24 protein-coding genes and 1 pseudogene are annotated in these 26,198 nt (G+C 53.6%); 12 read left to right on the top strand and 13 right to left on the bottom strand.

What is annotated here, in order from left to right; translation table 11 throughout:
- The first annotated feature begins 71 nt into the window (after positions 1-71).
- Complete coding sequence (locus tag AC3ZPD_RS10065; RefSeq protein ID WP_490984157.1) at positions 72-764, top strand: metal-dependent hydrolase; 693 nt, start codon at positions 72-74, stop codon at positions 762-764.
- Positions 765-851: 87 nt separating this feature from the next.
- On the opposite strand, the gene AC3ZPD_RS10060 is transcribed toward AC3ZPD_RS10065, so the two are convergent.
- The 7 genes from AC3ZPD_RS10060 to AC3ZPD_RS10030 all read right to left on the bottom strand — a co-directional run bounded on the left by AC3ZPD_RS10060 (position 852) and on the right by AC3ZPD_RS10030 (position 8,330).
- A complete protein-coding gene (locus AC3ZPD_RS10060) occupies positions 852-1,550 on the bottom strand; it encodes an S-layer homology domain-containing protein (RefSeq protein WP_490984156.1) in 699 nt (232 codons plus the stop codon).
- A gap of 120 nt (positions 1,551-1,670) precedes the next feature.
- Positions 1,671-3,605, bottom strand: coding sequence for an FtsX-like permease family protein (locus AC3ZPD_RS10055; protein WP_490984155.1), 1,935 nt, complete (start codon positions 3,603-3,605; stop codon positions 1,671-1,673).
- Complete coding sequence (locus tag AC3ZPD_RS10050; protein WP_490984154.1) at positions 3,595-4,356, bottom strand: ABC transporter ATP-binding protein; 762 nt, start codon at positions 4,354-4,356, stop codon at positions 3,595-3,597. Before AC3ZPD_RS10050 ends, AC3ZPD_RS10055 begins: the two co-directional genes overlap by 11 nt.
- A gap of 123 nt (positions 4,357-4,479) precedes the next feature.
- Positions 4,480-5,484: a sensor histidine kinase gene (locus AC3ZPD_RS10045; RefSeq protein WP_490984153.1), complete on the bottom strand. Its 1,005-nt coding sequence runs from the start codon at positions 5,482-5,484 to the stop codon at positions 4,480-4,482.
- Positions 5,481-6,173: a response regulator transcription factor gene (locus AC3ZPD_RS10040; RefSeq protein WP_490984152.1), complete on the bottom strand. Its 693-nt coding sequence runs from the start codon at positions 6,171-6,173 to the stop codon at positions 5,481-5,483. The genes AC3ZPD_RS10045 and AC3ZPD_RS10040 overlap by 4 nt, the downstream gene beginning before the upstream one ends.
- A gap of 33 nt (positions 6,174-6,206) precedes the next feature.
- Positions 6,207-7,439 carry an aminopeptidase gene (locus tag AC3ZPD_RS10035; RefSeq protein WP_490984151.1) on the bottom strand — a complete coding sequence of 411 codons (1,233 nt, stop codon included), beginning with the start codon at positions 7,437-7,439 and terminating at the stop codon, positions 6,207-6,209.
- A 129-nt stretch (positions 7,440-7,568) separates the two neighbouring features.
- Positions 7,569-8,330, bottom strand: coding sequence for an exodeoxyribonuclease III (locus tag AC3ZPD_RS10030; RefSeq protein WP_490984150.1), 762 nt, complete (start codon positions 8,328-8,330; stop codon positions 7,569-7,571).
- 201 nt (positions 8,331-8,531) lie between these two features.
- Here AC3ZPD_RS10030 and AC3ZPD_RS10025 point away from each other — a divergent pair.
- From AC3ZPD_RS10025 to fabV, 3 genes and pseudogenes are all read left to right on the top strand, one after another.
- Positions 8,532-9,023, top strand: a pseudogene (locus AC3ZPD_RS10025) (MFS transporter); the annotation flags it as partial.
- A gap of 6 nt (positions 9,024-9,029) precedes the next feature.
- A complete protein-coding gene (locus tag AC3ZPD_RS10020) occupies positions 9,030-9,470 on the top strand; it encodes an MFS transporter (protein ID WP_490984149.1) in 441 nt (146 codons plus the stop codon).
- 275 nt (positions 9,471-9,745) lie between these two features.
- Positions 9,746-10,936: an enoyl-ACP reductase FabV gene (gene fabV, locus AC3ZPD_RS10015; RefSeq protein ID WP_490984148.1), complete on the top strand. Its 1,191-nt coding sequence runs from the start codon at positions 9,746-9,748 to the stop codon at positions 10,934-10,936.
- 158 nt (positions 10,937-11,094) lie between these two features.
- Here fabV and AC3ZPD_RS10010 read toward each other — a convergent pair whose 3' ends face one another.
- From AC3ZPD_RS10010 to AC3ZPD_RS10000, 3 genes are all read right to left on the bottom strand, one after another.
- Entirely contained in the window at positions 11,095-12,660 is a 1,566-nt protein-coding gene (locus tag AC3ZPD_RS10010) for an esterase/lipase family protein (RefSeq protein ID WP_490984147.1), read from the bottom strand.
- A gap of 189 nt (positions 12,661-12,849) precedes the next feature.
- On the bottom strand, positions 12,850-14,610 hold the full coding sequence (locus tag AC3ZPD_RS10005) for a SulP family inorganic anion transporter (protein ID WP_490984146.1): 1,761 nt from the start codon (positions 14,608-14,610) through the stop codon (positions 12,850-12,852).
- A gap of 18 nt (positions 14,611-14,628) precedes the next feature.
- Positions 14,629-14,958, bottom strand: a complete 330-nt coding sequence (locus AC3ZPD_RS10000; protein WP_490984145.1) for an ArsR/SmtB family transcription factor — start codon at positions 14,956-14,958, stop codon at positions 14,629-14,631.
- Between the two features lie 298 nt (positions 14,959-15,256).
- On the opposite strand from AC3ZPD_RS10000, the gene AC3ZPD_RS09995 reads away from it, so the two are divergent.
- From AC3ZPD_RS09995 to AC3ZPD_RS09975, 5 genes are all read left to right on the top strand, one after another.
- On the top strand, positions 15,257-16,270 hold the full coding sequence (locus AC3ZPD_RS09995) for a ketoacyl-ACP synthase III (RefSeq protein ID WP_490984144.1): 1,014 nt from the start codon (positions 15,257-15,259) through the stop codon (positions 16,268-16,270).
- A 290-nt stretch (positions 16,271-16,560) separates the two neighbouring features.
- A complete protein-coding gene (locus AC3ZPD_RS09990; RefSeq protein ID WP_490984143.1) occupies positions 16,561-17,280 on the top strand; it encodes a glycosyltransferase in 720 nt (239 codons plus the stop codon).
- Positions 17,281-17,561: 281 nt separating this feature from the next.
- Positions 17,562-18,557 (top strand): Gfo/Idh/MocA family protein, encoded by a 996-nt coding sequence (locus AC3ZPD_RS09985; protein ID WP_490984142.1) that lies wholly within the window; start codon positions 17,562-17,564, stop codon positions 18,555-18,557.
- Between the two features lie 155 nt (positions 18,558-18,712).
- Positions 18,713-20,251, top strand: a complete 1,539-nt coding sequence (locus AC3ZPD_RS09980) for an MDR family MFS transporter (RefSeq protein WP_490984141.1) — start codon at positions 18,713-18,715, stop codon at positions 20,249-20,251.
- A gap of 3 nt (positions 20,252-20,254) precedes the next feature.
- Positions 20,255-20,827 carry a PadR family transcriptional regulator gene (locus AC3ZPD_RS09975; protein ID WP_490984140.1) on the top strand — a complete coding sequence of 191 codons (573 nt, stop codon included), beginning with the start codon at positions 20,255-20,257 and terminating at the stop codon, positions 20,825-20,827.
- A gap of 115 nt (positions 20,828-20,942) precedes the next feature.
- Here the strand turns inward: AC3ZPD_RS09975 and AC3ZPD_RS09970 are convergent, their stop codons facing one another.
- Together AC3ZPD_RS09970 and AC3ZPD_RS09965 are read right to left on the bottom strand one after the other, a co-directional pair.
- Positions 20,943-22,688, bottom strand: coding sequence for an NAD-dependent malic enzyme (locus AC3ZPD_RS09970; protein ID WP_490984139.1), 1,746 nt, complete (start codon positions 22,686-22,688; stop codon positions 20,943-20,945).
- A gap of 125 nt (positions 22,689-22,813) precedes the next feature.
- Positions 22,814-22,966: a hypothetical protein gene (locus AC3ZPD_RS09965; RefSeq protein ID WP_490984138.1), complete on the bottom strand. Its 153-nt coding sequence runs from the start codon at positions 22,964-22,966 to the stop codon at positions 22,814-22,816.
- A 272-nt stretch (positions 22,967-23,238) separates the two neighbouring features.
- Between AC3ZPD_RS09965 and AC3ZPD_RS09960 the strand changes: the two genes are divergently transcribed.
- The 3 genes from AC3ZPD_RS09960 to AC3ZPD_RS09950 all read left to right on the top strand — a co-directional run bounded on the left by AC3ZPD_RS09960 (position 23,239) and on the right by AC3ZPD_RS09950 (position 24,725).
- Positions 23,239-23,532 (top strand): phosphatidylinositol kinase, encoded by a 294-nt coding sequence (locus AC3ZPD_RS09960; RefSeq protein ID WP_490984137.1) that lies wholly within the window; start codon positions 23,239-23,241, stop codon positions 23,530-23,532.
- 244 nt (positions 23,533-23,776) lie between these two features.
- Positions 23,777-24,310: a hypothetical protein gene (locus AC3ZPD_RS09955; protein WP_490984136.1), complete on the top strand. Its 534-nt coding sequence runs from the start codon at positions 23,777-23,779 to the stop codon at positions 24,308-24,310.
- A gap of 76 nt (positions 24,311-24,386) precedes the next feature.
- Positions 24,387-24,725 (top strand): hypothetical protein, encoded by a 339-nt coding sequence (locus AC3ZPD_RS09950; RefSeq protein WP_490984135.1) that lies wholly within the window; start codon positions 24,387-24,389, stop codon positions 24,723-24,725.
- An 88-nt stretch (positions 24,726-24,813) separates the two neighbouring features.
- Here AC3ZPD_RS09950 and AC3ZPD_RS09945 read toward each other — a convergent pair whose 3' ends face one another.
- Positions 24,814-26,028, bottom strand: coding sequence for an ROK family protein (locus tag AC3ZPD_RS09945; RefSeq protein WP_490984134.1), 1,215 nt, complete (start codon positions 26,026-26,028; stop codon positions 24,814-24,816).
- Positions 26,029-26,198: the final 170 nt, after the last annotated feature.

Raw genomic sequence — 26,198 nt, 5'->3', positions numbered from 1 at the left:
AGATTATAATAGGTTGTGGGGCTGCCCGAGCGCAGCCACCTACCATCTCTCTTAAGGAGGCCAACGGACACATGCAGCTTATCTTTCATGGACATTCCACTATCCAATTAAATTCAAACGGCAAGTCCCTGATTGTCGATCCTTTTCTGAGCGGCAACCAGCTCGCAACCGTTAAACCTGAAGACATTAAAGCCGACGCGGTGCTTTTAACCCACGCGCATGCCGACCACATTCTGGATGCGGCGCCTATCTCCAAAGCGAACGATGCTCCGGTCATCGCCAATCCCGAATTGGCCACCTACCTGACCTGGCAGGGCGTAGAGAAAACGATCGGCATGAACATCGGCGGAACCGTTGACCTTGGTTTTGCTACGGCCAAAATGACCCATGCCTTCCACAGCTCCGGCATGATTGACGAAACCAACAAAACGGTCGTTTACGGCGGTATGCCGGCCGGCTTTATCATCAAAGCGGAAGGCAAAACCATCGTGCACGCCGGCGATACCGGCTTGTTCGGCGACATGAAAATGATCGGCGACATGAACGAAATCGACGTGGTGTTCCTGCCGATCGGCGACCATTTTACAATGGGACCTGAAGATGCGCTGCAGGCAGCCGTTTGGTATAACGCCAAACTTATCGTGCCTATTCATTACGACACCTTCCCTCCGATCAAACAGGACGCGGACGCTTTTGTCAGCAAGCTGGAGGCCAAAGGCCTTAAAGGCAAAGTCCTCAAACCGGGCGAATCCATCGAAATTTAATTCCGATGAAAAACATAAAAGGCATCCTCTCCGAAACTCGGAAGGATGCCTTTTTCATTTCCAATTCAAGCTTACGTGCCGTAAAATTTACTCGCCGGCAGGAGCCGGTGCCTCAAATGGATGAGCATTCACGAATTCAATCATGTTGTACAGCATAACAGCCGCTTCGGCGCGGGTTACGCCGCCTTTAGGGTTGAATTTGCCGTTTTCGTCCAGCGAGGTGATGTTCCAGGCCAAAGCCCGCTGCACCGCGCCTTGGTAAACCGGATTCAGGTCTGCATCATCTGCGATGTCTTTTGGCACGAGATTCACCATCGGCAGGTTGGCCCATTTTTCAACGACCTGCACCAGATAAGCGGTGTACTGCTCGCGGGTCATCGCCTGGGAAGGAACAACAGCGCTGTCGATATCCAGACCTTTGTTTGAAGCGTCCAGAAAAGCCTGCGCATACCAGGCCGTATCCACCACATTGATAAACACGCCTTTGTCGGCGGCTTCGGCGGCTTGAGCGGATGCAAGGACCGACAGGCCGTTGGCAATCATTTGCACCGCTTCGGCATTGGTCAGGCTGGCGTTCGGATGGAATTCGGCATTGCCCGTTCCTTTAAGCAGGCCTTTTTCCTGGAGGGACAAAATTTTGTCCTGGCCGTTCACGCCGTTTAGGTCGCTGAAGCCTGCATCTGCAGCAAACACCTGACTGCCAAGGGACAGGGACAAGCAAAGGGCTGCGATACCAGCCGCAAATTTACGTTTTGTCGATTTTGCCGATTGTACGGATTTTACCATGGGGAGACACCTCTTCTGTTCGTTTTATTGGGATTATTTATTTCTATACTTCAGACAGAGGTAGTCTGCAAAAGGTTGCAAAACCAGATTTAAAATTTGCAGCGCCCTTTTTTCAACGGATTAAAGCGCCTGTTTGATAACCTTCTTATAATGCTGAACGGACAAAATGCCAAAGATGGAATACAGCGCGGTGTACAGACCCATAACGATCAGCATCGGGGTCCAGACCTCGGTGCCGAACAGGAACCAGCCGGACTGCACGGCAAAATAGCTGTGGCAAAGGCCTACGACAAGCGGAATACCGAAATTGAACACCTGCTTCACCCGGATACCCTTCTGCAGATCCCCGCGCGTAAACCCGAGCTTGCGCAAAATGGTGTAGCTCTCCTTCTCGTCTTCGCTTTCGCCCGTCTGCTTGAAATACAAAATGCAGCCCGAGGTAATCAGAAAAGTCAGCCCCAGGAAACCGACGATAAACATGGTGAGCCCCATGCCCAATCGCTGATTTTTCACCAGATCTTGTCTGGAAAGCGGATCCCCCATCATTTGACCGGCTACGCCGTGAAAAATTTCATTGGCCTGCTTTAGCTGCGCCGGATCGGTAATTTGCACGCCGTTGTAGTGGAACACTTCATCGGCCTGCTTTTTCAAATTGTCAAACAAAGTTTGGTCCACGACCAGCGTAGGCAGGGTCCCTATGGAATACTGCGACGAAATCACATGCTCCTGGCGTAAGCCCAAATACTTCAGGGGCAAATCATGTCCGCCAGAAACAAGCCGGATGTCTCCGGAATCCTTAAGCGGCAGAAACTTTTGCAGCAGGTCGTTGCCGCCGGTAAAAACCGCCTCGTCCGCGCCCAGCTCCAGCTTGTCGACCGACCGTTCCCCGATCACGGCCAAATTGACCTTTTCGCCGCCGCTGGAGATCAGCTCGCTGGCTCCGCCGTCCTGGACGGCTTTAATATCCGCCGGCACATGAATGACCTCCACCTGTTTTACCGTATAGCCGATGCCTTGTTCGGTCAAAGCTTTGCCGAACAAATCGGCGTCCCCGGTTTTGGTCAGCGCAAAATCCAGCGGCACCGAATCAGCAGCCGATTTCTCCGCCGAATAATAAGAGATGTAAGACAAGGACAGCAGACCGATCGCCAGCGCTGAAACGGTAGTAATGATCGTCAGCATCAGCGCGCTGGATTTCATGCGGAACATAATGGACGACAAGGACAGAACATCCGTAATGCCCAGATAGCCGCCTTTGCTTTTGCGGATCAGCTTGGAAATGAAGCTAACGGAACCCTTGTAGACCCAATAAGTCCCGATTATGACAGCAGCCAAAATAAACAGCATCGCTCCAAACAGTTGAATTACCGTCTTGAAGTCTCCCCCAAACAGCCTGGAGGAAACAGCATACCCAGCCAAAATAAAACCGATGCCAAGCAGCCCCATCACGATTTCCCAGAAGGACAGCTTGCCTATTTGGGTCTCCGTAGAGGAACGGACTCTGAACAGTGACAAAATGCTCTGCCGCAAAATAAACGTATAGTTCATCAGCATAATCAGCAGGTAAATGCCGCAGAAAATAACCAGCGTTTGTCCAAGAGCCTTGGCCGAAAAATGCATGGCGGTTTCCGTTTCAATCCCGATAATTTTAAACAGGATCATCAGCATCAGCCTGGAGAACGAAAACCCTACCAGAATGCCCACGATCAGCGAGCCGAAATACAGCATCAGGTTTTCAGCGCTCAGAATGCGGAAAATCCGCTGCTTCGTCATCCCAATCAATTGGAACAATCCGATTTCCTTGCTGCGCCGCTTGATAAAAATGCTGTTGGCATACAGGAGGAAAATCGTCACGATCGCCACCAGCAGCACGGAGGCCGCCCCCAGCGCCGCTCCCCCTTTAACCGTCCCTTTTGTTCCGTCCATAGACGGGTCATACTGCAGGGTGACGAAAGAGAAATACAGGGCCGAACTGAAAATCAAGGCAAAGACGTACAGATAATAGTTTTTGAGATTTTTGCGCAGATTGCGCCAGATCAGATGATTAATGTTCATGCTGCACCCCGCCCAGCACGCCCTGCGTTTTCATGACGTCCTGGAAGAACACCTGCCGGTCCTGAGCTCCGCGGTTCAGCTGGGTGTAGACTTGTCCGTCTTTGATAAAAACGACTCGGCTGCAATAACTGGCGGCTACCGGATCATGCGTGACCATCACGATCGTCGACCGGCGGCTTCGGTTCAGCTCGCTCAGCTTGTTCAGCAGGTCAGACGCGGATTTCGAATCCAGGGCGCCTGTCGGCTCATCGGCAAAAATAAGGCTCGGCTCATGAATAAACGCCCGTGCCGCCGAAGTACGCTGCTTCTGCCCGCCCGAAATTTCGTTCGGGTATTTGTCCGCAAGCTCCAGAATGCCGAGCTCGGAGGCCACCGACTCGAACCGGTCATTGGCTTCCCCTTTTGGCGTCTTCGTAATGGAGAGCGGCAGCAGGATGTTTTCTTTGACCGTCAACGTATCCAGCAGATTGTAATCCTGAAAAATAAAACCGAGATGCCGTTTGCGGAATTCGGCCAGCTGCTTTTCTTTCATGTTCGTCATCTCCACGCCGTTGATCCGGATGGAGCCGTGGCTCAGCTTGTCGATGGACGACAGCACGTTCAGCAGCGTCGTTTTGCCCGAGCCGGACGGGCCCATGATGCTGACGAATTCTCCTTCCTCGATCAAGATATCGATCCCTTTCAGGACCTCCTGGCTGTTCAGCTTGTTGCCGTAAATTTTATGAATTTTCCGTGCTTCCAATATGCTCATTTCGATTCCCCTCTGCTGTGCTTAGCGGCCTGGCGGCCTTGATTTGTTCCCAGTATATAAAATGGAAAGGGGTTTCGGCGTTTGAATTGCCTAACAAAACAAGATAAGCATGTGACAAAAACGTCACATGCTTATCATATCCACAAATTCATTCCTTCTCGAAAAAATAAGGATCATGCGGGTACCGCGGCCGGGCTCCGATTCGGCCCGAATCCGGATGGACAACGCTTCCGCCGCACGGCGCGCCAGATATAGTCCCATCCCGGTCGATGCCTGATTCCCGTGCCGGGTCGTCGAAGTAAACCCTTTATCAAAGATGCGCGGGAGATCCTGCGCCTCAATCCCCCGTCCCTCATCCCGTACTTCCACGACGACCTGTCCGTCCTGCAGCGCGCTGACGATCGTAATGTCGCTGTTGTCGCTGTATTTGACCGCATTGGTCAGCAGCTGGCGGAAGATAAAAGAAAGCCATTTGGCGTCGCTGTAGACCTCCTCCGCCCCCAGCCGGAGATCAAATCCGATCCCTTTCCGCATGCACCAGGACTGCAGGGATTTGATTTCCTGGACAAGCAGCGCATTAAGGTTCAGCTTCTCGACGTACAGATCATTTTCAAGGAAGGACATCCGCTTCAGATGCAGCTGCTGGTCAAGCAGCAGGTGGATGCGCAGCCATTCATAAGTCAGATTGGCCTTCATGGGCGCTTCCTCCATCCTCTCGATCATGAGATGCATGGCGGTCAGCGGCGTTTTGACTTCATGAATCCAGGAAAGCAGGTCGTCCTTTTCGCTTTCCAGCAGCATCTGGCTGCGGGAAGCCGTCCGGCGCAGCCGTTCCGTCTGACCGGCAATGCTGGCGTCGATGATCCGCTCGAAAGGACTGTCCGGCTCTTCGATGCTGTTCATGTCCAGTCCGCTGCTCCACTCCTCCAGGCTCCGGTAGAAACGCGTCTCTTTAAAATAACGGAAAACCAGGAACGCCAAAAGGGCCAGCAGGGACAAAAACACGATATAAGCTACCGGCCAAAAAGGGATCGCCGCATCGACATAAGCGATAAACAGAATCAGAACCTGCTGCAGCAAAATAAAAGCGATCCAGGTGATCCGCTCGCGCAGAAATTTGCCGATCATGGAGCGTCCTCTTCAGCGGCCATGTACCCGAGGCCGACCTTGGTTTCGATCTGCTGGCCAAGCCCGATCTCCTCCAGCTTCTTGCGCAGCCGGTTCAAGTTGACGGTCAGCGTATTGTCGCTCACAAACCGCTCGTCTTCCCATAAACTGCGGATCAGCTCTTCCCGGCTGACCACCTTGTTTTTGTGCTCGATCAGCCGCTTCAGGATCAGGCTTTCATTACGGGTCAGCTCTACGGCGCCCGTTTCGTTGGTGACGGTGTTTTTTTCGTAATCGACGGCCGCGCCGCACCAGGTTTTAAACGTTGCGGACGTATCGCTGCCGTAGTTATAGACCCTGCGCAGGGTGGCCTGAATTTTCGCAACCAGCACCTCAAAATGAAACGGCTTCTGGACATAATCGTCCGCCCCAAGCTGCATGGCCATGACCATGTCCGTCGGATGATCCCGCGAGGACAGAAAAATGATCGGCACATTGGAGTGGGCCCGGATCATCCGGCACCAATGAAAGCCGTCAAACTTGGGCAGCTGGATATCAATAAGCACCAGATCGGGCCGGACCGCCGTATATTCTTCTAGCACCTGGCTGAAATCGCTAATTCCGTGTACTTCGTAAGACCACTGCGTCAGCCGCTCTTTGACCTCCTGGTACAAGGTCCGGTCGTCTTCGATCAGTAGGATCTTAAACAAACAATCACCTGCCGTCTATTTAGGGGTAATGGTTCAGGCCCAGTTTCCCGCACGGAACACGGCTTCCACGCTGCCGTCCTCCAGCTCGCCGTCAATTTCCAGCTGCGCGGAGCCGATCATGAAATCGACATGCGTCAGGCTGACGTTTCCGCCTTTCGCCTTCAGCTCCTCTTTGCTCAGCTTGGTGCCGCCTTCGATGTTCACCGGATAGCAGCTGCCCAGCGCGAAATGGCAGGAGGCATTTTCATCAATGCCGGTGTTGTAGAAAATGCGGTTCATCTGCGAAATTGGCGACAGATGCGGAACCAGCGCCACCTCGCCCAGATAAGACGCCCCTTCATCGGTTTCCAGCAGGGAAGTCAGATGCTCGCGGCCGGACTCGGCCTCATATTCCACTACCTTGCCGCCCTTGAACGTCAGCTTGATGCCTTCCACCAGCCGGCCGTTCAGGTTCAAAGGCATCGTACTCGCAACCGTTCCGTTTACGCCCGTCCGTTTCGGCATCGTATAGATTTCTTCGGTCGGCATATTGGCCACGAAATAAGTGCCGGATTCGGCGTTATCGCCGCCTCCAAGCCACAGATGGCCTTCCGGCAGCTCCACGCGGAGATCCGTGCCCGGCGCGCGGTAGTGCAGCGCTTTATAACGTTTTGTGTTCATGCGGTTTTGCGTTTCCTTAAGGGTCGTAATATGCTCCTTCCAGGCCTGGATCGGATCGTTGTCCGCCTTAACCCGGTTCATCTTAAACACCGCTTCCCACATCGCCGGCACTCGTTCCTCTTCAGGAAGGTCCGCATAAACTTTATTCGCCCAATCCCGGGTAGGCGCCTTGATCAGGGACCAGACGACCTTGTTGCTGCGTACGTAAGACTGGTATTTCTCCCGAGCAACCGCAGCGGCTTTAACCGCAGTCGCCACCTTCGAGGAATCGATGCCTTTAAACAGCTCCGGATTCGGAACCTTGATATGTAAAACAGCGCCGCCGCTTTCGGCGAGCTGCTCCATCGTATCGGCCTGCCATTTCGGATAATAACCGAAAGAATCGTCAGGCGCTTTTTCGTAACGCAGGCGCGTCACCTGCTCGTCGTCCCAGTCCACCTGGACAAATTTCGCTCCGGCTTCATAAGCCTTAGCCACGATCAGACGCGTGAAATCCACCGTTTCCAGCGGCGCATTCACGAGTAAAACCTGTCCGGGCTGAATGTTGACGCCAACCTTGACGACCAGCTCCGCATATTTCTCCAGCATAACGTTAAAATCTTTCATGATCCTGTCCCTCACCTTATCCGTTAATTTGTTTTGCCCGGCATAACTTGTATTCTTCTATATTAGCACTTATCATCCACGAATCGGAATCGCCGCGGCCGGCCTCTTAGCCTGTTCGCCTAATGGGGCTTAAGCCAGATCGTCCATCTCCAGAATGACCGGGCAGTGGTCGCTGCCCAGGATTTCCGTGTCGATCCTTGCATCGCGGAGCAGCGGCAGCAGCCGCTCGGAGGCCAGGAAATAGTCGATGCGCCAGCCGATGTTCCGTTCCCTTACCTTCATCATATAGGACCACCAGCTGTAAACGTCTGTTGTGTCCGGATAGAAATGACGGAACGTATCCACGAATCCCGATCCGAGCAGATGGGTCATTTTAGCCCGCTCCTCGTCCGTAAAACCGGAGTTGCCGCGGTTGGACGCCGCATTTTTCAGATCGATCTCCTGATGGGCCACGTTCAGATCGCCGCAGACGATGACCGGCTTCCTGCTGTCCAGGTCCTGCAAATACTGTCGGAACCGGTCCTCCCATTCCAGCCTGTAAGGCAGGCGGGACAAATCCCTTTTTGCGTTGGGCGTGTATACGTTCACGAGGTAAAAACCTTCGAATTCCAGCGTAATGGTGCGCCCCTCGGCCTCCGAGTCCTCCTCCAGTCCATACCAGACGGACAAAGGTTTGATCCGGGTAAATACCGCGGTGCCGGAGTAGCCTTTTTTCACCGCATAATTCCAATACTGTTCATATTCTTCCCCATGCTCCATCGTAATTTGCCCGGCCTGGAGTTTGGTTTCCTGCACACAGAAAATGTCCGCATCCACTTGGTTGAAATAATCCTGAAAACCTTTGCTCACTGCGGCCCGCAAGCCGTTTACGTTCCATGATACCAATCTCATCCCATTAACTCTCCTTAAAATCTCCCTAAGAATCTCCTCGGAATCTCCCTTAGAATGTCCCCGGGCATCCGACTCTCTTATTTTAATCTAGCGGGTGTAGATTCGCTGACTTATCCGTGCTGATTTCCGTTTAAGTGTAACATAGGAAGAAAACTATGATAAATTGGAATATGCATAGTAGCCAAATAAAGTCAGGGATTAAATCCTTCCCAGATCGGCGCCATCGTCGGTACGGGCGGCGTAATTACGATCATCGCCCAGCCGCTTTGGGGGATGATCAGCGACCGGACCAAAACGGTCCGCAAGGTGCTTATTGCCCTGCTCATCCTGTCGGCCTTTACCGGCTTTGGGCTGTACGCCTCAAGCACTTACAGTTTGCTGATCGGTTTTGCCATGGTCACTTATTTCGTGCTGATGCCGATCGATCCGCTGACGGAAAGCCTGAACTTCCGGGTCGCCGAAGCGGCCGGGAGCAGCTACGGCTCCATCCGCACGTTTGGGGCGCTCGGTTACGGCGTAATGGCGCTGCTGTCCGGTTATTGTATGGCTTATTTCGGCGCCCACAGCCTGGCTTATCTGTTTGCCGGCTTGTCCGTCGTCAGCCTGCTGCTGACAATAGGCATGCCCGATGCTCCGGTTGCAGGCAAACCGGTGACGCTGCGGAGCCTCAGGACCTTCCTTGGCAACAAATAAACCCTGATGTTTCTGCTGCTCGTGTTTATCAGCTCGGTTCCTGCCCGCATGAACGATACGTTCCTGGGCGTGTATATTAAAGAGCTGGGCGGCAGCTCCGGGCTTGTCGGACAAGCCTGGTTTTTGGCCGCGGGCTCCGAAATCGCGGTGTTTGCGCTCAGCTTCTGGTGGCTGCGGCCGGGCCGGGAGCTGCTCACGATTTCGATCGCCGGCGCGTTTTATTTTCTCCGTTTTTTCGTCAGCGCCTGGTTGACCGACCCGCATGGGCTTGCTTATCTGCAGCTTCTGCAGCTGCTGACCTTTCCGGTTTTTTATTCGTCGGCGATCCAATATTTATACCGGATTGTTCCCGTCGAATGGCGGGCTACCGGACAGACGGGTGCTGGCCCTGCTGTTCTTCGGCGTATCAGGCATCATTGCCTCTTATGCGGGCGGTGCCGTCTATGAAGCGGCCGGCGGGCACGTGCTGTTTCTGCTGATTTCCGCCATGTCCTTGGCCGGGACGTTGTTTGGCCTGGTGCTGCTGGCGGTTTACCGGAGAAAGGCGGCGGCTTAAGGCCTGCCGTAAAAAATCTTTTTCCCAAAAAAAAGCCGCCGATACTGGTTATGACCGGTTAATTGTTGCTAAAATAGGAAGCGTACGCCTATATTCTACATACGCTGCATTCGTTTTATCGATGAAATCTTTCAGGACATTACGGATAAAGAAAGGAACTTTAACAATGATTATTAAACCCAGAACACGCGGCTTTATCTGCACCACCTCTCATCCCGTTGGATGTGCGGCGCAGGTTCAGCAGCAAATCGACTATGTAAAATCACAGCCGGCCATCAAAGGGCCAAGCAATGTGCTTGTAATCGGAGCATCGACCGGATACGGTCTGGCGGCGCGGATCGTGGCCGCGTTTGGCTCCGGCGCCAATACCGTGGGCGTATACCGCCCAAGCAAAAGCACTCCGACCCGCACGGCATCCGCGGGCTGGTACAACTCTGCGGCTTTCGAAAAAGCTGCGGAAGCAGCCGGCCTGAAATCGTTCAGCGTAACGGGCGACGCTTTTGACGCAGATACCAAATCCCGCACGGCCGAGCTGATCAAACGCGAGCTTGGGCAGGTGGACATGGTGATCTACAGCGTGGCGACGGCCCGCAAAACCAATCCCGCTACCGGCGAAGTATTCAACTCCGTGCTGAAGCCGATCGGTCAACCCTATACGAATAAAACGGTGAATTTCCACAACGGTACCGTTACGGATATTTCCCTGGAGCCGGCCACCGAGGAAGAAATCAAAGCTACGGTTGAAGTGATGGGCGGCGACGATTGGCAGGACTGGATCAACGTGCTGGAACAAGCGGGCGTGCTGGCCGACGGCGTGATTACGCTGGCTTACTCCTACCTCGGCCCGGCGCTTACCCAGCCGATCTACCGCGACGGCTCCATCGGACAAGCCAAAGATCATCTGGAAGCTACGGCCCGCCGGATGGACGATCGGCTTTCCGCCAAGCAGGGGCACGCTTATGTCGTGGTCGGCAAAGCGCTGGTTACGCAGTCCTCTTCCGCCATTCCGATTGTGCCGCTCTATATTTCCGCCTTGTACAAGGTCATGAAAGAAAAAGGCATTCACGAAGGCACCATCGAACAAATGTATCGTCTGTTTGCGGAACGCCTTTATACGGAGGGCGAAGTGCCTGTTGACGAGCTGCACCGCATCCGAATCGACGACTGGGAAATGCGCGAGGACGTGCAGCGGGAAGTCGCCGATATCTGGAACAGCGTGGACAGCGAAAACATCTGGCAGCAGACGGACCTGGAAGGCTACCGTAAAGAATTTTTCCAGCTGTTCGGCTTCGAAACCGAAGGCGTCGATTACGAAGCGGACGTGAACCCGGAAGTCGAGGTTCCGCACCAAAGCTAATTTCTTGGAATAAAAAACCGCGGCTAAAGGTTTTTCTTTAGCCGCGGTTTTTTTGTTAAGCTGCGGCTTCCGGGCCGCCGCCGGGCTGTGCTGCCTGGCATCGCTAGCTGCCTATCGATATATCGGGTAAGTAGGCAGCCGGGGTAGCGGTGCCTTGTTTATTGCACACGTCCCTCCGAATCGGTTACCGCAAAATTATAGTTCACCGATCTCACGACCGGTTCGCCTTGGGCGTTGACCCCTTCGACGTCGAGGGACAAATTATAGACGCCTGGTTCGGAAGGCACGGTAAACGGCAGCTTCAGATTGCCGTTTACCGCCGTTTCGGGCAGGGTTTGCACGGTGAAGGAGGAAAAACCTTCCGCCGAACGGGTCAGCTGCAGCCGCTTAACGGAGCCTTTCACCGGCTTGTCGAACCGGACGTTCAGCTCGGCTTTCTCGCCTTGGCGGTATACTTTTTTGCCTGCCTGCACCGTCGTCGTTTCAGCGTTTCCGATCTGCGCCAGCGCGAAATACGCATCGTGCGAGCCGGTCAGCTGCAGCGTCCATTCCCCGGACTCCGGGGCGGAAACTTGAAAAACCCTTTTGACCGCCGATGCAAAAATTCCGTCCGGATCGGCATCCTCAGGGGCCAACTCAGGCGTATATCGTTCTCCCGAAGGGGAGATCAGCTCGAGGCCAGTCTGCTCGCGGCTGGTCATCACCTCCAGCGCGAGGCTGCCGATCCCGCTTTCCAGCGGGATCGGCACGGATTCGCTGCCCTCTACCGCTCCTCCCCGCAGGATCAGATTGCCGCCTTGCTCCGCGAATTCGGACAGCGCCTCAGCCGATTGAACCCCCGCAGCAGAAGCGGAAGCCGCCGACAGCTTTGGCTGCACGAGGCTCCAGGTTTGGGAAGCGGTGGCCATGGCGCTGTGGGAAATATTTTTCGTAAAGCTCTGAATGCCGTAAGGGAGTCCCATCGCCGAAGCTATGGAAACCGCTCCGTCATCTTCGCCGGGAAGGACCGCATGGGCGAACCATCCGCTGGTGAAAATGCCGTCATCCCCCATGCCTCCCGACATGTAGGTTCGGGTTAAGGCGTTTTCCGGGCGGCTGTCCGTTAAGGAACGGAAATTCGCCATATAGGATGTCTGCAGCGTGTATACGCCGTCATCCTGCTGGCCTAAAATGTCCGCCAGCCAGGACGCCCAGGAGCTGTAAGCCAAATCCGCGAGTTCGGAGCCTTTGTTGGGCGTGGACAGCTGGTGCACCACATTTACGTACGGAGCGGCTCCATAATGGACCAAAGCCGTTTGCGTATCTATGCCGCCTTTGGAATGGGCGATGATATTGATTTTAGGCACGCCGTAGTAGTCAGCCACTTCACGGATCACCTTTGCCAGCTGCTCTCCGTTCACCCACATCGTGCCCGCAGCGCCATCGGCATCGCTCAACTGGACGAAAGCCGTCCGGTACCCGGCGTTATAAGCGGCATCATAATAACCGTCCGCACCCGTCCATCGCCCAAAGTCGGAATGAAGCCCCTGCACGAACAGCAGAACGGGTTTATCCGGCGATACCTGCGGCGGTACCGCTCCCGTATACCAGTCTCCGGCATTGCCGGAAGTGTTGTCGTCATGCAGCACCGGGGCAGGGGCCGCCGCCTGCAGCGATACGGCCGGATACGTCAATACGCCCCCCATCATCAGGGCCAGCAAAGCTTTTACTGCGGTTTGTCTCAACAAATCTACCTCTCCTCTCAGATTCAGGAATTTGTTTCCAGAAGTAGAATAAAGGAGAAAGATTTGCTGAATATTTAATAGAATCCCAGGCTGTATGAAACCGGGATCCTTAATCTGTTAAAACGTGTTAAAAAGGCCGGCTGATAGAGAAATATGTAAAACATTTCCCAAAGATCAAAAAACAACCCATTACACAGGGTTCCCCACCGAACCCGGAACGGCAAGCACCGCCGCTTCTCCTTCCCCTTGGCACAGCACGGAACATTCCTTGAAGGCAAACTGGCGGCAGCCCTTGCAAAGCGGCCGGTCCACACGGGCCAGCGCGTAATCCAGCGCTTCCCCGGTATGCTCGAAGCAGTGTTTGTCGCCAAGCAGCGCGTAACCGCCGGTTTTCATCAGCATTTCTTTGGGCTGGCGGTTCAAGCCGGAAATCAGGACGGTCGTGCCTTTGCCCTGCAGCTTCCTGACCAGATCGGTAAAATGCGATTCGCCGGTCGTATCCATAAACGGCACCCGGCTCATCCGCAGGATTACGCAGCCCAGCCGGTGCTCGGCCAGTTCGCTGCCTTCCTGCTCAAAAGCCGTAGCCGCGCCGAAAAACAAAGCTCCGTTGACGCTGAAAATCGCGATCTGCGGACAATCGTGGTGCCGGTCAGGCTGAAGCGCCAATATTTTACGTTCCCCGCCGGCCGGGTCGGGCAGCGATTTATGCATGACAAGCGAACGGCTCATTCCCCAGATAAACAAAACGGCGGCCAGCAGCAGTCCGGCTTCGACCGCGGACGTTAACGTCGTGAACACGGTCAGAAGAAAGGTGACCAGCAAAATAAGCGAATCGCCGGTGCGGGTTTTCAGCATTTTTGCAAAAGCTTTGCGTTCGCTCATGTTCCAGGCTACCAGCATCAGCACGGGCGCCATGCTGGCCAGCGGAATATGAGAGGCATAAGGCGCAAATAATGCGACGATCAGCAGGACCACAACCCCGTGCACGATGCCTGAAAGCGGGGATGCGGCCGAGCTGCGGATATTGGTCGCCGTACGGGCGATCGCGCCCGTGGCGGGAATGCCGCCGAAGAACGGCGTGACGATGTTGGCGATGCCCTGCCCGAGCAGCTCGCGGTTGCTGTTATGGCGCGTGCCGCTCATCCCATCGGCTACAACGGCGGAAAGCAGCGATTCGATGCTGCCCAGCATCGCGATGATGAGCGCCGGCTGCAGAAGCCTCAGCAGGTGGCCGGCCGATAAATCCAGGCCGTGAACCGCCGGCAGACCGCCCGGGATCGTGCCATAGGTCGAGCCGATCGTGGCCACCTGGCCGGGATACAGCCACAGCGCCGCCAGGGTCGACAGCAGCAGCCCTACCAGCGAGGCGGGAACCTTCGGCAGCAGTTTCGGTGTCAGCAGCAGAGCGGCCAGACAGATTGCCGCCGTAATCACGCTGTACATATTCCAGGTCGAAAGACGGCTCCAAAGCTCCTGCATGCTGCCCAAAAAGTATTCATGCCGCTTGAGTCCGGTAAGCCCGAGGAAATTTCCGATCTGACCCGAAAAAATCGTCACCGCTATCCCGGCTGTAAAACCGATCGTTACCGGTTTCGGGATATAGCGGATCAAAAATCCCAGCCTCAGCAGTCCCATCAGCAATAAGATGACGCCGCCCATAAACCCCGCGATCAATAGATCCTGATAGCCATACTGCAGCACGATGCCCAGCAGCACGGGGATAAACGCCCCCGTTGGTCCCCCAATCTGGAATTTGGAACCGCCAAACAAAGAAATAAGAATCCCGGCGACAATCGTCGTGTACAGCCCGTATTCGGGTTTAACGCCCGAAGCAATGGCAAAAGCCATGCCGAGCGGAATCGCGACAATGCCGACAATACATCCCGCGATCAAATCTCTTCTAAGCGCCTCGCCGCTGTAATGCTGATAACGTCCACTCCACTTCATCTTTCTACCTTCTTTTCTCTAAGGGTTCTGCTGCATCTCTTCCAATACCGAAATCGTTTCAACCAGATGGTTATTGAAAATTTGTTTCGCCACGGCCAGCAGGTCCTTGAGCAGCGGGTCGCGGAGCGAATACGTGACGGTTGTTCCCGTTTTAACGGTGTTCACGAGATTTTTGGCGCGCAGCACCGCAAGCTGCTGGGACACCGCCGAGCCTTCAAGACCTACGATGGACTGAATTTCATTAACGTTCCGTTCTCCTTCGCACAGCACCTCCAAAATCCGGATCCGCAGCGGATGAGCCAAAGCTTTAAAAAATTCCGCCTTAAAACGGGGAATCTGCATCTCCATTTCATGCCCACCCTCTCTGTTTCTAAATCTTTAAATATTTGAAGATTATAAACACAATTGTGCTACGATCCGAAAGGATTTGCAATACTCCTTGTCATTAAAAAATCAAACGAATAAAAATGGATCTTTCCAGTTGACTATAAAGGTTAGGAGCGTTATATTAGCACTAAGTTTTAGTATCTGGTACTAAAAATAAAAAAAACGTTCCTTCTTTTGTCTAACGTTTAAAATCCCTCAACCCCCGGGTTTTGCGGAATAACCGACGATTTGAGGACGATTGACCAAGGAGGTTTTACCGATGAACAAACAAGGCGAAAACTTTACTTATAAAACAACGGCGAGAATTACAGCGGTCGGTTCCTATTTACCGGAAAAGAAATTAACCAATGAGGATCTGGAGAAAATCGTGGATACCTCGGACGAATGGATCGTCCAGCGTACGGGGATTCGCGAGCGGCGGATTGCCGCTCCGGGGGAATTTACAAGCCATCTTTGTTTTGCTGCAGTCCGCAGCATGATCGAGGAATATCAGGTCGAGCTTGGCGATGTGGATTATATTATCGTTGCCACGACGACGCCGGACACGTTTTTCCCGCAGATGGCGGCGCGCGTGCAGGCCGAATTCGGCATCGGGAGCAGCGGGGCCGTGGATGTCCAGGCTGCCTGCGCAGGTTTTGTGGCGGCTCTTCAGTTAGCGGGAGGGTTGATCGCCACGGGCATGCACCGCAAAATCCTGGTGATCGGCGCGGAAACCTTGTCCAAAATCACCGACTACACCGACCGGACGACCTGCATCCTATTCGGAGACGGTGCCGGCGCGGTGCTGGTTGAAGCCGGATCGCCGGACCGGCCGGCTTCCTGGCTTGGCTCCATCGCCCTGACCGACGGCGCGGAAGGCCATCACCTGTACCGTTCCAGCCTCGCCCCAAGCATCGGGGAAATGCCGATCGAGCAAAACGGCTATATCGTCCAGAACGGGCGCGCCGTCTACCGCTGGGCTATAAGCCGGGTGCCGGACAGCATCAGCCTGTTCATGGAACAAAACGGCATCGAAGCCGGCGATATAGACTGGTTCATTCCGCACAATCCGAATATGCGGATCCTGGAAGCGGTCAGCGAACGGACCGGCATTCCGCTCGAGAAGACGGTCAGCACGCTGGCTTTGACCGGCAACACGTCGGCAGCTTCCGTACCGATCGCACTGCACGAGGCCGTACGCAGCGGCAGCATCCAAAACGGCCAGCTGCTCATGCTTTACGGCTTCGGCGGCGGCTTGTCCCAAGCCGGTCTGCTGCTGTGCTGGGAGCTTTGAGGCTTTTAGGCCTTAAGAGGGCCAGCTTTAGGCCTGCCTTTTTGAACATGCGCCGCATGATAAAGCTTGCCGCTTTTTTCCTATTGAATTTGGAGCCGGAGGCGTTGGTCACCCCATAAAATGGTGCCTTAGCCTTCGGCTTTTTTTCCTCGTTCCTTAAGGATGCAACCTCGGATACTCCCGGTCCCCTCCGGCGATCCATGCTCCAAGGGCATCCATCCAATCTCTTCCTCTTTCTTTTTCATATGCTAATTACATAGTCTGAAACCCTAAAGGAAGGTGTTGGACACATGCCTCCGTTGGTTACGGTTGTGATTCCTTTTTATAATTGTCCTTATATCGGCCAGGCGATCTCCAGCGTATTATCTCAGAGTTACGGAGCCGACATTGAAATAATTGTCGTGGATGACGGCTCGACGCAGCATCAGGAACAAATCGCTCCTTTTAAGTCCCGGATTGCCTATCTGGGAAAAAGCAATGGCGGTACGGCCAGCGCCCTCAACTACGGCATGAGTATGGCCAGCGGCAAATACGTGGCCTGGCTCAGCTCGGACGACTGTTTTTATCCCGATAAAATCGCCCGACAGGTCGCTTTCATGGAAAGCCATAACCTGCAGTTCAGCTTCACCGATTACCACACGATCAATGAATACGGCCAGATCATTCAGCCTAACAGCCAGGTGCCTTTTCCCAGTGAAAAAGCGCTCGTAGCCGCCATACTCGACTATTGTCCGATCAACGGCTGCACGGTGATGATGCTGCGCCATCTGATCGAAGCGGTCGGCTGGTTTAATCCGGGTCTGCCTTATACCCATGATTACGATCTTTGGGCCAGAATCGCCATCAACGGCGTGCCGATGGGCTATCTTAACGAACCTTTAACCCAATACCGCCGGCACTCGGGCATGGGAACCATCCGGCACATTGACCGGATTATGCCGGAATTTGAAATGATGAAAGCTTATTATGAGCCTATGTTAAGGCTGCGTATAGCAGACATGCCGGGCTAAGCCAAGGCAGGCGGTTTTTACGGGCTGCAGAACGGGAGAACCGTCTCCCTCGCTGCTCGTGCCTGGAGCACGCAATATTCCGGAAGGGACGGGTCCGCCCGTCCTTTTTTATATTTCTGAAACAACCGAATCCTTAATCCGTGACGCAGAGCTGACCTGAACAGGCGTACAAGCGCCGGCAGGGTTGCATTTCTCTTCCGGTTCTATTATAACTGACAATGTGATGAATACTTGCTGCCGGAAACGAGCGAGGGCGCAAGTTATCTTAAGGAGGCAAAAACATGATTCGTTTCGGCATCATTGGAACCAACTGGATTTCCGACCGGTTCATAGAGGCGGCGGCTGAGGCTGAAGGGTTTGCCCTGGCAGCCGTTTATTCCCGGACTCTTGAGAAAGCGCAAGCTTTTGCCGAGAAACATAAAATTCCTAACACCTACACGGATCTGAAAACGATGCTGGAAAGCGATACGATAGACGCTGTATATATAGCCAGTCCTAATTCTCTGCATGCGAGCCAGGCCATAGAAGCGATGAATCACGGCAAACATGTGCTCTGCGAGAAACCGGCGGCCTCAAACGTGCGGGAGGTCAAAGCCGTCATTGAAGCGGCTAAAGCGAACAACGTTGTTTTTATGGAAGCTCTGAAAACAACCCTGCTGCCCAACTTCCGGACGATCCGCGACAACCTGAACAAAATCGGCCCGATCCGCCGCTATATTGCGAACTTCTGCCAATATTCCTCCCGCTACGATGCCTATAAGGAAGGGGAAATCCTGAATGCGTTCAAACCGGAGTTTTCCAACGGGGCACTGATGGATCTGGGCATCTACGGCATTTACCCTATGGTGGCTCTGTTCGGCAAACCTTCCGCAGTCAAAGCAACGGGTTACATGCTGGAATCCGGCGTCGACGGTGAAGGAACGCTGATTGCCTCTTATCCGGAAATGGATGCGGTCGTCATGTACTCCAAAATCAGCGACTCCGCCCTGCCTTCCGAAATTCAGGGGGAACAAGGGTCTATCGTAATCGATAAATTAAGTCAGCCCCATCATGTCTATATCCGGTACCGCGACGGAAGCGAAGAGGATATCTCCATTCCGACCGCTCTGCCGACGATGACTTATGAAACGGTTGAATTTATGAAAATGATCCGCCAGGGAGCCGTAGAATCGACGGTGAACACCCATGAACGGACGCTCATTTCAGCGGAAATTATGGATGAAGCCCGCAGGCAGCTGGGCCTTGTGTTCCCGGCCGATGCCTCCGGCATGCAGTAGGTTTACGTCTATTATTCCTATATTCCCCGTCTTCTTTGGCGCAAAAGCCGCTCTCTTTTTTTACAAAAGGAGCGGCTTTTTTTGATTGATTTCTATTCAAATTTGAATATAATAATGAAGTATTCAAATTTGAATAGAGAAAAAGGAGTTCAATCATGATTCAAAGCAATCCAAGAAGTCTCCGGTTTATCGTAGCCGGTTTGCTGCTGGGCATTTTGATGGCTGCAATGGATAATACGATCGTTACTACGGCTATGGGCACCATCGTCTCCGATCTTGGCGGGATGGAGCAGTTTGTATGGGTAACCTCCGCTTATATGGTTGCCGTTATGGCCGGAACGCCGATCTTCGGTAAATTGTCCGATATGTACGGACGCAAAAGATTTTTTGTTTTCGGCATCCTTGTTTTCCTGCTGGGTTCCATTTTGTGCGGCCTTGCCGGCAGCATTACGCAGCTTAGCTTATTCCGGGTAATTCAGGGGATCGGAGGCGGCGCCTTGATGCCGATCGCCTTTACGATTATATTCGATATTTTCCCGCCGCAATCCCGCGGTAAAGCTACGGGCCTATTTGGCGCCGTATTCGGATTGTCCAGCATTGTGGGTCCTCTCCTGGGGGCGTTCATTACCGACCACCTCGGCTGGAACTGGGTATTCTACATCAACGTTCCGATCGGGATCGTAGCCTTTATCCTGATAACGGGATTTTATAAAGAATCTCCATCCCATATGAAACAAAAAATCGACTGGTTCGGCGCCATTACGCTGATCGGAGCTATCGTTTGCCTCATGTTCGGGCTGGAGCTGGGCGGCGACACCTATGCCTGGGACTCCGTACAAATTATCGGTTTGTTCGCCGGATTTGTCATCCTGCTGATCGCCTTCCTGCTGATCGAACGGAAGGTTTCCGAGCCGATTATTTCCTTCGAGATGTTTAAGGTAAGGCTGTTTGCGGCCAGCAACGCCGTAGCGCTTTTTTACGGGGCCGTGTTTATTGTAGCGACGGTTTATATTCCGATTTTTGTTCAGGGCGTTTACGGCGGTTCGGCCACCAATTCGGGCCTCATTCTGATGCCGATGATGATCGGTTCCGTTATCGGGGCACAGTCCGGCGGTTTGCTGTCCACCCGGATCTCCTTCCGCAACATCATGCTGATTTCGGTCGTCTTTTTCCTGGCCGGCACGATTTTGCTGGGTTCCCTGAACTCGGATTCGCCGCGGGCGCTGCTGACGGTTTACAGCATAGTGATGGGAATCGGGGTCGGTTTCTCCTTCTCGACGCTAAACCTGTCGAGCATTCACCATTTTGAAATGCGCCAGCGCGGTTCGGCCACTTCCACGGTTACTTTCATGCGCTCTTTGGGCATGACGGTAGGCATTACGATTTTCGGGATTATTCAGCGCAACCTGCTCACCAGCGAGATGACGAAAGCTTTTGCCGGCAGCGGCCAAAACGCGGCTTCCATCGGCAATCCGCAAAACGCTCTTACGCCGGAGAATCGGAAGCTGATTCCGGAAGCGGTGCTGAACAAAATTTCCGATGCGATGGCCACTTCCATTGCTCATACGTTTTTATGGTCGCTTATTGCGGCCGGGGCAGCTGCGGTGTTCATTTTGCTTATGCCAAAAGACCGCGTGCTCGTCAACAGAAAATCCGCTGCGCCTAAACCGGCCGCTCACGTTTCCGGGGAATAAAACATGCCGATCAAACTGGCCATTCTCGGACTCCTGATGGAGAAAAACATGCATCCGTACGAGATCCGCACGATCATGAAAGACCGGGCGCTCGACCAGAACACCAAAATTCAGATCGGGTCCCTCTATTATGCGGTCGAGCAGCTGGCGAAGCAGGCGCATATCGAAGCTGTCGAGATCATCAAAAGCGACAAACGCCCGGACAAAACCGTCTATCACATTACGGATAAAGGCAAAGCCTATTTCGAAAAGCTCCTGCTCAGCATGCTGGAGGAAATCGAACCGATTCATACGCCGATCAAAATGGCGCTTGCTTTTGCCTGGAAAGGCGACCAGGCCAAAATAGCGGAGGTGCTGAGAAAAAGAGTCACTGAAGCGGGGCACCAGGTCAACTATCTGTACGAGGTGTATCAAGAGCATATCGGCGTCGTCCCCCGCAGCGTGCTGCATCTGATGGCCGGCAATTACGAGCATGCCAAAACCGAGTTGAAATGGCTGAAACGGCTGTATCAGGATGCGGCGGACGGACGGCTCAGCGAACTCGGCGACGTTTCCATTCTGGAGGATGAGGACTAGGGGCCGGTTTGCATGGGTTTCCTTTAAGAGTCACTTTTAAGGATTTCTTTATTCAAAAAAAAGCCATTGCCGCTGAACGCGCAATGGCTTTTTAGGTTGAACGTATGGCCCTTGATCAGGCCATCACGGGTTCTCCCGCCGCTTTGATCGGCTTATAGGCGCACTGCCAGACCGCGGCACTAATGGCGGCGTCCACGTCCTGCGGAATTCGGCCTGCCACCCCTTCCGCAATCGCCTGCCGGGCTACGGCGGCGGCCACCGCCAGGGAAACCGCGCGGAGATCGTCCACGCGCGGAAGCAGCATGCGGCTTTGACCCGCCTGGCCGTCCGCTTGGCGGCTTCCTCCACCTGCCGCTGCAAACCCGGCTATAGCCTCGGACGCTGCGCTGAACATGCCCGGCGTCAGGCATCGGGCTTTGACGACGATCGCGCCAAGCCCCAGTCCAGGGAAAACCAAAGCATTATTGGACTGGGCGATTTCGCGGCGCACGCCGTCCAGCTCAACGGGCTCAAACGGGCTGCCGGTCGCTATCAAAGCCCGTCCTTCCGTCCAGGCGAGCAAATCCGCCGGCACCGCCTCGGCCAAGGCGGTCGGGTTGGACATAGGCAGGATGACCGGAAGCTCCACATGCCGGGCCATTTCCCGCACGATCTCCTCCGAGAAAGCTCCGGCGACGCCGGAGGTGCCGATCAGGATCGTCGGTTTCACCCGGCGGACCACCTCGAGCAGCGGAATCATGCCCGCTTCACTGCGCAGCCAATCCCGGCATTCCGCATCCTCGCGCACGTAAGGCAGCTGGTATTCCAGCACGTCCTCCGTGCTTTCCGTCAGCAGGCCCCGCTGGTCGTATGCCCAGAAACGGCGGTGCGCCTCCTCCGGGGCCAGACCCTGCAGCGCCATGGCGGCGCAGATTTGATCGGCAATGCCGATCCCTGCGGAGCCGGGGCCGAAGATCAGCACGCGCTGCTCTGTCAGCGGCGTGTTCGTGAGCCGGCAAGCCGACTGGACGGCAGCCAGGGTAACGGCCCCCGTCCCCTGGATGTCGTCGTTGAAGGTAAGCATGCCGGCGGCATACTTTTTCAAAATCCGGCGGGCATTCACGCTCCCTAAATCCTCCCAGTGCAGCAGCACATCCGGGAAGCTATGGACCGCCGCCTCTACAAACCGGTCGATGAATTGCTCGTATCTTTCCCCGCGCACGCGGGCGTGGCGGTTCCCCATATATAAAGGATCCTCCAGCAGCTTGGCATTTCCCGTCCCTACGTCGAGCACGACGGCAAGCACCCGGCTTGGATCAATTCCCGCAGCAGCCGTATATACGGCCAGTTTGCCGATCGAAATATTGATTCCCCCGACGCCCCAATCGCCGATGCCCAAAATGCTTTCCGAGTCCGTTGCGACGATCAGGTCCACTTGCTCCATGGAATCCAGCACATTCTGAAAAGCCCGCTCAATGCCTTCCGGATCATTGATGGACAAATAAACGCCGCCGGGCCGGTGATATTGATGGCTGTACGCCTGAATCGCCTGCCCTACGGTTGGCGTATACACGATCGGCAGCATCTCGCTCAAATGCTCGCTCAGCAAACGGTAATACAAAACGACATTGCGGTGAAACAAATCGTTTAGGGCTATATTTTTATGCAGGTTATCCGGCTGGCTTTGAAGCTGCTCATAAACCCGGCTTACCTGCTCCTCAATGGTCATGACCACCTGGGGAAGCAAACCGCCCAGCCCCAGTTCCCGGCGTTCCTCCTGTGTAAAGGCCACTCCTTTATTCAGCATCGGGTTTACGAGCAGGTCCTTTCCTCTTAAACTTGTTTGAATACATCCATCCTCCGTTTGTCTAAACGAGCTCATTTTTACTCCTTCTTTCTGCAACCTTGTTTTCAAGCAACGCAAAAAGCCGTCCAACGGCTTTATTGTACCGGAGGCGGCTTTTTCAGCAAATAAAAAATGTAACACTCGTTTTGTACAAATACAAGTTAACGTCGTTCGGTCTGCTTCAGCTTTTCGTTTAAAATCTCCGCAAAATTGGCGTTTTTCTCGCGGGGTTCCTCTTTTTTGGAGACGATGGTACTCGGGGACTTAAAGAATTGGTGATTATAAGGCATAGAAGCATGAACACTTAAATTCACTTTGCTTTTCCTCCCTTTGCAGATGGTTTAAAATGGAATTGGTTGTTATTACCCCGGTAAATCGCTGCCCAAACCCTTTTCGCCAAAAACAGGAATTAAGGGCCAGTAGCTGCCGCAGCCTGCTTCGAATTTCCTGCGTGCTTGTAAGGCCTTTGGCCTTAATGCCAAAAAAAAGCAATCCAAACAATCACCCATACTGGGTATTCGCCGTGAACGAACTGGGTTCTGGTCCATAGACTATTGTCGAGACCAACCATTCGAGGAGGATACTTATGGAAACCAATTACCAACAAGTATGCTGGAGCTGCATGAATAAGTACGTCGGAATTACGACCACGGACGGGCAAACGCATGACGGGTTTATTGCCCATGTCGATCAGGATTACGTCACGCTGGCCATTCCTACAAACGAGATGGTTAACAGCATGAACGGGATGCCGGCAAATGAATCCACTTACAGACAATTCGGGTTCTACCCGGGATTTTTCCCAAGACGCCGCTTCATCCCCAGACGGATTCCTTTTGGCGGAATCGGCTCTTTGTTTTTGCTTCCGTTTTTTATCTGACAGGAGGGGGAACGCTCTCCTTCCTTTCTGCGCTTAAGGAAGGAGAGATACATACAAACCGGCCTATCGGCTGCCGCTGCCATTCGGAAAGGCATCCCCTCACCTCATGCCGGCTCATTCAATAGATTTCAACACTTGGAATCGAAAATATCGTAAAATTGAGAGGAAAGCCGGACAGAATACCGGCGATTAGGCCCCGCAGCTTTTGCGGGTCTGATTTCTTTTTAATCATGGAGGCATACATATGGATAACAAACGTTTGAATCGGGCCCTGTTCGCAGGGCTGTTTACAGATAAACAGGTGGAAAATATGCTGGAGACTTTAGCTAACGGTCTTCTGTTATATGACGAGGGCTCTTCGATTGCAGCTGAAGATTTCCTGTCCAGGTTGGAATTCAGGCCAAACGGCGGCCCTCAGCTTGCTGCTGCTAACCAACTTTATACGCTGGCGGTGAAGCTGTGCCGGAGATTTCAGGACGAATCCAGCTATGAAACCCTTCAGGACTGCCTCGGTTTACAGCTGGATTTATGGAGGGTGGATCTGCTGCAGCTGGAGGATTGGCTGGACTGGATGGAGCAAGCGGCGGATAGCGTTATCGCCCTCCCGGATTATGATTTTCCGGCGCTGCTGAAGCAGCCTCGCCTGCCCGAAGGATTTATGATTCAGGACTTTCACGATCTGCTGCTTGGCATGCTGGAATCCCAGCCCGATCAGCCTTGGGCGGTTCAGCAGCGCAATCAATTGTATGAGCGGCTTGGGGTGGTTATGCAGCAATAAATTTAAATCGCCCTAGTTGAACCCTATAAGAGACGTGTACTTTGAACAAAAATCCCCAAGGAAAGAGATGTACAGTATGGATGAAAAACCAAGGTACAGTTACCCTGCTGATTTTCACACAAAAGGCACGGGGCAGCGGGCAGACCCTTATCCCAAGCATCTCAGATGGTTTGAAGAAACGGAGTCTTTCGAAACCTTGCGCGAAGCACACGAATGGGTGAGCAGCGATGCCTACAATAAAATCGGTCATGAGTATGACGGATATATGACTACTGATCCTAAGCTGGCTTATGCGCTTGTTTTTCAACTGGTCCGCCAGCAGGAAGCCAGAATTCCCCATCATAAAGTTTGTGCCAACGAGGTTTATTTCAACAAAACCATAACCTATTATGTATGGCTGGAACCCCGAACTTAAGTGTCCAAGGAAACGGACCCTTGTTTATCCCTCTCTTCGCCATATAAAAAGCCGGCTCCAGGAGAGCCGGCTTTATTTTCTTTTGAACTCAGATCCGAATCTGGTCAAACACCAGAATGGCTGCCCCAGTCGATACTGCATTTTCCTGTAAGATCCCTTTTGAGAATTGGGGCTGATATTGTGGATAATCATAGATTTTGTCCCGGGCGACGGCAATAGCCTTATCATAATAGCTGGAATAGGCACTGATCAGCGCCCCCCCGAGAATCACGATTTCCGGGTGAAGAATATTAATTAAATTAGCAAGCCCTACCCCCAAATAAGCTGCCGATTGCTCAAAAAGATCCCGGATAAACGGCTGGCCTTCCTGAAGTGCCTGGACCAGCAGATCAAAATGGATTTTATCCGGCTGCCGCAGCCCTTCCTCCGGCAAGCCAAGCTCTGCCAAACGGCCTGCCCCCAATTTCCGCTGGGCCCGGACCTGCTTCTCCAAAGCCTGTACCGATGCATAAGCTTCCAGCGCCCCGTAGTTCCCCGTGTCGTGGAGGCGCGGGCCGTCCGTCTGAATAATCATCTGGCCGATCGAACCTTCCATGTCTACCGCTCCGTGAACCAGCCGCCCGTTCGACATCATCGCCGAACGAAGGCCCGTTCCGGCATGCACATAAAGCATATGCTGGACTTTATCGTCCCGCAAAGCCCAATGCTCACCGATTAAGGCCGCATTCGCACCATTTTCCAGAATCGCTTGTATGCCGGTCTTCGCCTCGATCCATTGGCAGATGGGCACGTTTTCCCACCCTTCAGCCGGAAAATATTCCGGATTCAGGATCATCCCGGCCTTCCTGTCGAGCGGGCCAACTGCCCCGATCCCTATTCCTTCTACCCGGCCTGCGTCCAGCCCGTTTTCCTTCAGCATGGCACCAGCCTGTTTGCCGACCTCCTCGACCAGCCGCTCCGGCGTCATCGTTTCGTCCATCGGCCATTTGTGATACGCGAGCGGGTTCAGGTTTAAATCATACAGACCCAGCGACGAGGACAGACGTGAAATCTCCAGTCCAAAAATGACTCGGCGCAGGGGATTAATCCGGTAAAGAATCGGTTTCCTTCCGCCGGTGGATTGCCCAAACCCGGCTTCGATAATCCAGCCGTCTTCCACAAACTCTTCAAGCATCCGGGTCAAACTGCTGCCGGTAAGCTTAAACGTTTCCAGCAGTTCCGCTTTCGAGATATCGTTTTGCCGGGCGATCCTGTTATATACCGCTTTTTTGGTTGTGGGAACAAATAAGCTTGTTTTATTCATCAAACCGCTCCATTATTCGCATTAATCTTGTCGGATTATTCCCATTATAAAGGGTTGACCCTGCAATTGGCTAGCTCCCAACTTTTTACCAAAATAATATAAACTTAAAACCCAAATAAATAATTACCATAAAACCGATCCCATTTACCGTATGAAATCATCCAAAACCC

The organism is Paenibacillus mobilis (assembly GCF_058267595.1).
This window is presented reverse-complemented; position numbering and strand designations above follow the sequence as displayed.